Origin of the sequence: Mesorhizobium sp. M7A.F.Ca.MR.176.00.0.0 (assembly GCF_004023165.1) — a bacterium.
GTDB lineage: Bacteria > Pseudomonadota > Alphaproteobacteria > Rhizobiales > Rhizobiaceae > Mesorhizobium.
This window is the reverse complement of the sequence record NZ_RZTC01000179.1, coordinates 1-7,772: the sequence shown is the minus strand read 5'-3', so window position 1 is coordinate 7,772 and position 7,772 is coordinate 1. Positions and strand designations below refer to the sequence as shown.

At 61.8% G+C, this 7,772-nt stretch carries 7 protein-coding genes; 2 read left to right on the top strand and 5 right to left on the bottom strand.

Annotated elements, in window-relative coordinates; all coding sequences use genetic code 11:
- The 3 genes from kdsA to EOB59_RS32630 form a co-directional block, all read right to left on the bottom strand.
- The coding region (kdsA, locus tag EOB59_RS32640) for a 3-deoxy-8-phosphooctulonate synthase (RefSeq protein WP_128290157.1) at positions 1-643 on the bottom strand (643 nt) is incomplete at its 3' end.
- The gene (locus EOB59_RS32635) at positions 640-1,530 is read right to left on the bottom strand and encodes a VOC family protein (RefSeq protein WP_128290156.1); all 891 of its coding nucleotides are present in this window, start codon (positions 1,528-1,530) and stop codon (positions 640-642) included. The genes kdsA and EOB59_RS32635, both read right to left, overlap by 4 nt.
- A gap of 112 nt (positions 1,531-1,642) precedes the next feature.
- The gene (locus tag EOB59_RS32630) at positions 1,643-1,933 is read right to left on the bottom strand and encodes a Dabb family protein (protein ID WP_127323248.1); all 291 of its coding nucleotides are present in this window, start codon (positions 1,931-1,933) and stop codon (positions 1,643-1,645) included.
- Between the two features lie 558 nt (positions 1,934-2,491).
- On the opposite strand from EOB59_RS32630, the gene EOB59_RS32625 reads away from it, so the two are divergent.
- Together EOB59_RS32625 and EOB59_RS32620 are read left to right on the top strand one after the other, a co-directional pair.
- On the top strand, positions 2,492-3,748 hold the full coding sequence (locus tag EOB59_RS32625; RefSeq protein WP_127398605.1) for a cyclopropane-fatty-acyl-phospholipid synthase family protein: 1,257 nt from the start codon (positions 2,492-2,494) through the stop codon (positions 3,746-3,748).
- 121 nt (positions 3,749-3,869) lie between these two features.
- A complete protein-coding gene (locus EOB59_RS32620) occupies positions 3,870-4,868 on the top strand; it encodes a glycerophosphodiester phosphodiesterase family protein (RefSeq protein WP_128290155.1) in 999 nt (332 codons plus the stop codon).
- 33 nt (positions 4,869-4,901) lie between these two features.
- Here the strand turns inward: EOB59_RS32620 and EOB59_RS32615 are convergent, their stop codons facing one another.
- Both EOB59_RS32615 and EOB59_RS32610 read right to left on the bottom strand, forming a co-directional pair.
- A complete protein-coding gene (locus EOB59_RS32615) occupies positions 4,902-6,878 on the bottom strand; it encodes a bifunctional 2',3'-cyclic-nucleotide 2'-phosphodiesterase/3'-nucleotidase (protein WP_128290154.1) in 1,977 nt (658 codons plus the stop codon).
- A 146-nt stretch (positions 6,879-7,024) separates the two neighbouring features.
- Positions 7,025-7,772: FAD-dependent oxidoreductase (locus EOB59_RS32610; RefSeq protein ID WP_164895823.1), on the bottom strand; the 748-nt coding region annotated here is incomplete at its 5' end.

The window sequence follows — 7,772 nt, the reverse complement described above, 5'->3', positions numbered from 1 at the left end:
GTTGCTGCACCGAATGGGTGGCATCGAAGATCACCGGCGCGCCGATCTCGGCCATGATGGGAAGAGCGCGCATGTCGGAGACCAGCGTGTTGTAGCCGAAGGAGGCGCCGCGCTCGGTGGTCAGCACATTGGCATTGCCGGAACCGGTGATCTTAGCGACGACGTTCTTCATGTCCCAGGGGGCGAGGAACTGCCCCTTCTTCACATTGATCACCTTGCCGGTTTTCGCCGCGGCGACCAGCATGTCGGTCTGGCGCGACAGGAAAGCCGGAATCTGCAGGACATCGACATGCGGCGCGACGATGGCGCACTGCTCCTCGGTGTGGACATCGGTCAGCACGGGGAGCGAAAATTCCTTGCGCAGTTCGTCGAAGACGGGAAGGGCTGCGTCCATGCCGGCGCCGCGCGTCGCCGACAGCGAGGTGCGGTTGGCCTTGTCGTAGCTGGTCTTGTAGACGAGGCCTATGCCGAGCCTGCCGGTCAGTTCCTTCAGTGCGCCGGCCATGTCGAAGGCATGCTGGCGCGATTCAAACTGGCACGGGCCGGCGATCAGGGACAAAGCCGCCCTGTTGTCGAAGACGACATTGCCGACGGCTACAGACGAATTGGGCGCCATCGAATTGGACGCTTGCGGCTTGCTCATGGGATCTCCCGGAAGATAAAGGCCGCGCCCTGTCCGGGTGCACGCCGCACGACGATATCATTGCCCGCTATATTGTGTAGGACGGAATTGGCTGCAAGCAGCCTCGATGTCACATCGGCGTTCCGGACCGAAAAGACCACCGCTGCGAAGCGTAGATCTGTCGGCGCGCCGGCCGGCAGGCCGAAGCGCGCGGTGAAAGCCGCGCGGTCAAGCACGCTCAAATCCGCATTCGGCAAGGGAAAAATGCCGCCCTGCCCGTCGGCGGCCGGATCATCCACCGCCACGGAAATCAGCCCATGCTGCTTTCCGGGCGCATCGCTGACCGCCAAGATCTCGACAATTCCGGTCGCGCCGTTGGCGTGGGCCTGCAAAGCCGTGCGATCCACATCAGGCGCGTTGACCCGCTCGCAGGCAAACAGAAAGGCGTCCGTGGCTTCGGCTCCGGCCGCAAAGGCGAGCTTGAACGACGCGATGTCGCTTTTGCCGGCAGGGTCGGTGAAGGCGCGCGAAAAACCCAGCATGTCTCCCGCCGAGATGCCGGCATCGACATAGCGTGCATGGTCGGCATCGGCATTGCCCGTGCCTAGAACAATGGCGGAAAATCCCTCGTCGCCGTTGCTGTCGCGATAGGCGCGATCACGCGCGACGAAGACGTTGCCGTCTGCGATAGCCTTTGCCGCCACATGCTCGTCGCCGACCGCCAAAGGTTCGAGATAGGTGCCGTCGGCCAGGAAAACACAGCAGTTTTCCGTTCCGAACGGATGGATTCCGGTCGGGGCAACGACGAAGCCAAGCGCGGTGAGCCGGGCTCGCGCCACATCGAGGCTGTGCGTCGGCAGCACCAGATGATCGAGCGGATGGGTGCCTGCGGCTGCGGTTTTGGTCATGCAGGCGCGATGTGCATCATTCCGCAAAGCCGTTCAAGACTTGATCGCAATACCGGCCAGTTCGCCCGTCAATTCACCGGACGTCGAAAGGCGCCCCTGGAGCAAGGTTCGATCAGCTCCCCGCGACTACATCGGCGGAATAGCGCAGTTCACGCATCGGTTTGACCTTGCTGGTGGTCTGCGCGTAGAGCGGGTGCGCCTTGTAGGCGGCCAGCGCGGCGTCATCGACGAACTCCGCATAGACAACCACGTCGACCTCATCCGACAGCGGATCCACCTTGGTGTTGAGCGTGACCTCGAACAGGCTGGAATGAGGAATGTCGCCGAGCGCCAGCAAGCCGGTGCGCACAGCCTCGACATCCTCTTTTCGCCGCGCGCTGAAGAAAACGATATGCCGGATCAACCCCGCCTCCTCGATCAAAGTGCCGGGGTCTTTTGTGACGGCAGGACGTTGACGTCAATCGACAAGGATGTCGCGGCTGCTGCCACTGGAGTTAAGCTTTGCTGGTAACATATCGCACAACATGGCTAAGCTCTCTCACAGCGGTGTCGAGATAGCGGCCCTGATTGTACATGCCATCCCAGATCAGGAAAAACGCGATGGCGGCAATGACGATTACATAACGCATGGCTAAATCTATCGCACACGGAATTCTGCGGCCATAGGCGTTTTTTTGACGCGCTGCGCCTTGGCTGTGCAAAGGCATAGATGCCCGCCGGCGCGAGCAATCTGCTTGGCACAGCCCCGCTTGCAGCCTGCCCCTTGAAGTTTCCCCGCATGACGTGGAAGATTGTCGCACGGATTCACCGGGAAGCGCTGAAGCTCTGGTAGGGGGCGCGCACTTCGTTCGAACCCGCTCGCCGACGAACCGGTCGCGGCGGCGTTCGAAGCTGGCGAATGATCCAAGAGAACCGTGGTCCGGCAATTTGCGCCGGCACCGCGGAAATCCAGGGGCATGAGATGGCGCAAAAGGAACATTTTAGCGTAGCATTGAGCGACGCGGTCAGGCTCGATGAATTCAACTTCGCCGAGATCGTCAAAGGCCTTCCAGCGAAAGCGCGCATGGTGCTGTCGGCGGCAATGAACCTGCCTCGCGGTTCGCTCAGGGTGAGGCTGCCGGACGGCCGCGCCGTGCTCGTCGGCGGCAAGGGACCTGGCCCGGATGCCGAACTGGTGCTGAAGAATTGGCGCTTGCCCGGCCGCGCCTTTTCCGGCGGCACGATCGGCGTTGCCGAATCCTATATGGACGGCGATTGGGAAAGCCCTGATGTGACCAGCTTCCTGGAGCTGTTCGTGGTCAATTCGGTCATTGGCGAGAGTATCGCGGGCGGCACCAGTTGGCTGATCAACACCGTCCAGCGCATCCGCCACTGGTTCAACCAGAACACGCGCACCGGTTCGAAACGCAATATCTCGGCGCATTACGACCTCGGCAACGCCTTCTACAAGGAATGGCTCGATCCGAGCATGACCTATTCCTCGGCGCTCTACACCACCGGTGCCAACGACCTGGAAGGCGCCCAGGCCGCCAAATATCGCGCTCTGGCGAAGGATACAGGGATCGGTCCGAAGGACCATGTGCTGGAAATCGGTTGCGGTTGGGGTGGCTTCGCCGAATTCGCGGCGCGCGAGATCGGCTGCCGCGTGACCGGGCTGACGATCAGCCGCGAGCAGCACGATTTTGCCACGGCTCGCATCGCCAAGGCTGGCCTTGCCGACAAGGTCGACATCAAGCTGCAGGATTATCGCGACGAAACCGGCACCTATGACCGCATCGCCTCGATCGAGATGTTCGAGGCGGTCGGCGAGAAATACTGGCCGGTGTTTTTCGGCAAGATGAAGGCCTGTCTAAGGCCTGGCGGCACCGCCGGCCTGCAGATCATCACCATCAACGAAGCCGCCTACGACACCTATCGCGCCAGGCCGGATTTCATCCAGCGCTACGTCTTCCCGGGCGGCATGCTGCCGACACCGTCGATCCTGAAGGCACTGGGCAAGGATCATGGCCTTGCCCATCTGCGCGAGCGCGTGTTTCCGGACGACTACGCGCGCACGCTTGCCGAGTGGCGCCACCGGTTCTGGGCGTCATGGGAAAAGATCGTCCCGCTCGGCTTCGACGACCGCTTCAAGAAACTCTGGGAGTTCTACCTGCACTATTGCGAGGCTGGCTTCCGCGCCAGCTACATCGACGTGCGCCAGGTGGTCTACAAGGCGTAAGCCGACACGCTCTTGACCAGGCTATGTCGAGCATGATCTCGACATCGCCGCGCCGTCGCCGTCAAAAAGTCCGATCGCGAAGCAGAATGCCGGGCAGGACGGACGAATCGGAAATCACCTGATGCGCAGACGGACGATCTTCTTCGGCGTCATTGTTGTCGCTGCGGTGGGCATCTGGCTCAACAACACCTCGCTGTTATCGAATCGCCCCGCCGGCAAGCCGGAGATGCTTGCCCATCGCGGCCTTGCCCAGGACTATTTGCGCGCAGGCATGACAGGACAGACTTGTACCGCCAGTCGCATGTTGCCGCCGCGCCATGGCTACCTCGAAAACACAATTCCCTCGATGGAGGCCGCCTTTGCGCTGGGCGCCGACGCGCTCGAACTGGATGTTCACCCGACGACGGACGGCAAGTTCGCCGTCTTCCATGACTGGACGCTGGATTGCCGCACGGAAGGCACGGGAGAAACGCGCAGCCATTCCATGGCCGAGTTGAAGGCCCTCGATGTCGGCTATGGCTATACGGCGGATGGCGGCAAGACCTTTCCATTCCGCGGCAAAGGTATCGGCATGATGCCATCCCTGGATGAGGTTCTGACGCACTTCCCGGCCCGCCGCTTCAACATCAACGTCAAGAGCAACGATCCGGCCGAAGGCGAAAAGCTGGCCGCATGGCTTGCCACGCTGGCACCAGCCGAGCGCGGTTATCTCTCGGTCTATGGCGGCGACAAGCCGATTGCCGCGGTCAAGGCTGCGCTGCCGGACATGCATACGCTAAGCCGCGCATCGCTGACGCAATGCATCCTGCGCTATGCCGCAATTGGCTGGACCGGCTACGTTCCGGATGCCTGCCGCAAAGGCACCTTGCTCATCCCCGTCAACGTCGCGAAATGGATGTGGGGGTGGCCGAACCGGTTTCTCGATCGCATGCAAGGAGTCGACAGCCGCGTCTATCTGCTCGGCCCTTATTCCGGCGGCGACTTTTCGCAAGGGCTCGACGATCCCGAACTGATCAAGCAACTGCCGGACGGCTATTCCGGCGGCATTTCCACGGATGCGCTGGATCTCGTCATGCCTGACATCAAGGAACGTTTCGGCTCGGATCAATCCACGCCGTAAGGGGCTTGGATCGAGCCGCCTCGAAGCTACCCTTCAAAGCAGGATGCGGTATTTCGCGAAGCCCGCCTCGCCCTCGCCCGCCGGTTCGATCTTCAGCGATTTCACCTGCGCGATGAAATCCTTGGCCTTGGGGCCGGTTTCGAAGACGGCGCTGGCTCCAGGCAGCGGTGCGAACGACCAGTTGTCGTCCGCCGACGGATTGATCGTGCCCTCGCTGACGATATAGCGGACGATGACATCGCGATTGGTGTCCGGCGCCTCGTAGATGATCTTCGAGGCATTGATGTCGGGGAAATTGCCGCCGCCGCCAGCCCGATAATTGTTGGTCGCGATGACGAATTTCTGTTTAGGATCAATTGGTTTTCCATCGAAACTCAGGTCGACGATGCGATTGGCGCCAGCGTTGGCCAGCCCGCCCTTGGTATCGTATTTCGACGGCTGCGACAGATCGATCTTGTAGGTGACGCCGTCGATGACGTCGAAATTGTAGGACGGAAAATCAGTGTTGATGAGGGCCTGGTCGGCCTTATCAGGCTCGATCCGGTTGAAGATGCCGGCCGACATTTCCAGCCATTCCTTGACCTGCGCACCGGTGATTTCGACCGCACGCACGGTGTTGGGATAGAGGTATAGGTCGGCAACATTCTTGATGGCGATATCGCCTGCCGGCACGTCGGTATAGTAGTCGGCGCCGTTGCGCCCGCCGGCCTTGAACGGCGCGGCCGCCGACAGCAGCGGCACATCCTTCCATTGCGTGTTCTTGAGGATATCCCTGAGGTACCAGGTCTGCGCCTGGCTGACGACCTGCACCGACGGATCGTCGGCGACCAGCGCGAAATAGGAATAAAGCGGCGCGGAGGTCTTGCCGACGGGACGCCGCACATAGGCCAGCGTCGCCTGGTGATCCTGTTCGAGGGCCGCGATGATGCGCTTGTCGTCCGGGACAGTCGGCTTGTTCTTGTTGTCGAGGCGTTCGAAGATCGGCCGCGCTTCGGAGGTGGCTGAAACGACCTTCCATTTCGACCCGTCACGCTCCAGCATCAGGTCGATCAGCCCCATATGCGAGCCCCAGAAACCGCCCATGACGGCGGGTTTGCCCTGCAGCGTGCCCTTTTGCGTGTCGACACCGTCGAGCGACTGAAAATCCTTCTTGCCGGGGAACACCAGATGCTGGTGGCCGGTGAACACCGCATCGATGCCGTCGACGCCGGCGACGAAGAACGAGGCGTTCTCCATCATGTCGCCCTGCTTCACGTCGATGCCGGAATGCGAGAGCGCAAGGACGATGTCGGCGCCCTCCTCCTTCATCTGCGGCACCCAGGCCTTGGCCGCCTCGACGATGTCGCGCGTCTTGACGTTGCCCTCGAGGTTCTTGAGATCCCAGACCATGATCTGCGGCGGCACGAAGCCGATGATGCCGACCCTGATCGGCTGCTCGGCGCCCGAACCGTCCTTGATCTTCTTGTCGAGGATGACATAGGGCTTGAGATAGAGCTTGTCGTCGCGCGGGTTCGCGGCAAGCTCGGTGCCGCGGATCAAATTGGCGCAGACGAAGGGAAAATTGGCGCCGGCCAGCACCTTATCCAGGAACGACAGGCCGTAGTTGAACTCGTGGTTGCCCAGCGTCGAGCACTCGTAGCCAAGCAGGTTCATGCCTTTCATGATCGGATGCAGGTCGCCGTCCTTCAGCCCCTTCTCATAGGCGATGTAGTCGCCCATCGGATTGCCCTGCAGCAGGTCGCCATTGTCGATCAGCATCGAATTCACGGCTTCCTTGCGCACAGCATCGATGAGAGACGCCGTGCGCGACAGGCCCAGCGTGTCGTTCGTTTTGTCGGCGTAGTAATCGTAAGGCAGCACGTTCACATGGATGTCGGTGGTCTCCATGATCCGGAGATGGGCCTGGTTGCCTTGAGCGCGGGCGGAGAACGGATGCAGCATAATCAGTGCCCCTGCGGCGGCGCCCGCAAGGAGATCGCGGCGGGATATGGGATGGAGCAGTTGCGACATGTTTTCTCCTTCGACAACTGACAAGCCCTGCCCCGAAGCGAACTTCGCTCTGAAACCTGCTTAAGTCCATTCAACAAGTCGCGCGCATGAAGCCGCCACTCGATCAGCAACGGATGACGTGCCGATGAACGATCGGGGTGAGGAAATCAGCCCTTGTCGTCGTCGCCTTGGGTGATCAGCCGCGCGCTGCGCTGGCCTGTCGCGTAGATCCATAGCCAGCTCAGCGAAACCGCAAGCCGGTTGCGAAAACCGATCAGGAAATAGATGTGCGCCACTCCCCACAGCCACCAGGCCGCCCAGCCGGTCAGCTTGAGCCAGCCGAAATCGATCACCGCGGCGCGCTTGCCGATCGTGGCGAGATCGCCGGCATGCCTGTAGTGGAAAGGACGCGCGGTCGTGTCGCCGCCGAGCCTGGCCTTGATGGTGGCCGCAACATGTCGGCCCTGCTGCTTGGCGGAAGGCGCGACGCCGGGCACCGGCCGGCCATCGGGCCGCAGCACAAGGGCGGCGTCGCCGATGACGAAAATCTCCGGGCTGCCAGATACAGTCAGATCGGGCTCGACCAGCACCCTGCCCGCGCGGTCCGCCTTCGCTCCCAGCCATTCAGCGGCCGGCGACGCGGCAACGCCGGCTGCCCACAGGATCGTTCGGGCTGCCAGTTGCTTATCGCCAAATGCAACACCTTCGACGTCGCAGCGCGTGACGGCCCGGCCGAGCTCGACCGTCACGCCGAGCCGCTCGAGCGCTTTGCTGGCATAGTCGGAAAGTTTCGGTGCGAAATTGGCCAGGATGCGGTCCCCGGCCTCGATCAGCACCACACGCGTCTGCCGCGTGTCGATGTTGCGGAATTCGCCGCGCAGCGTGTCATGCGCCAGCTCGATGATGGTGCCGGCA

What these genes read in the sequence shown, in the direction of transcription:
- EOB59_RS32620 (WP_128290155.1), top strand. Translation starts at nt 3,870, where the DNA reads ATGCGCAGACGGACGATCTTCTTCGGCGTCATTGTTGTCGCTGCGGTG.
- EOB59_RS32625 (WP_127398605.1), top strand. Translation starts at nt 2,492, where the DNA reads ATGGCGCAAAAGGAACATTTTAGCGTAGCATTGAGCGACGCGGTCAGG.
- EOB59_RS32635 (WP_128290156.1), bottom strand. Translation starts at nt 1,530, where the DNA reads ATGACCAAAACCGCAGCCGCAGGCACCCATCCGCTCGATCATCTGGTG.
- EOB59_RS32615 (WP_128290154.1), bottom strand. Translation starts at nt 6,878, where the DNA reads ATGTCGCAACTGCTCCATCCCATATCCCGCCGCGATCTCCTTGCGGGC.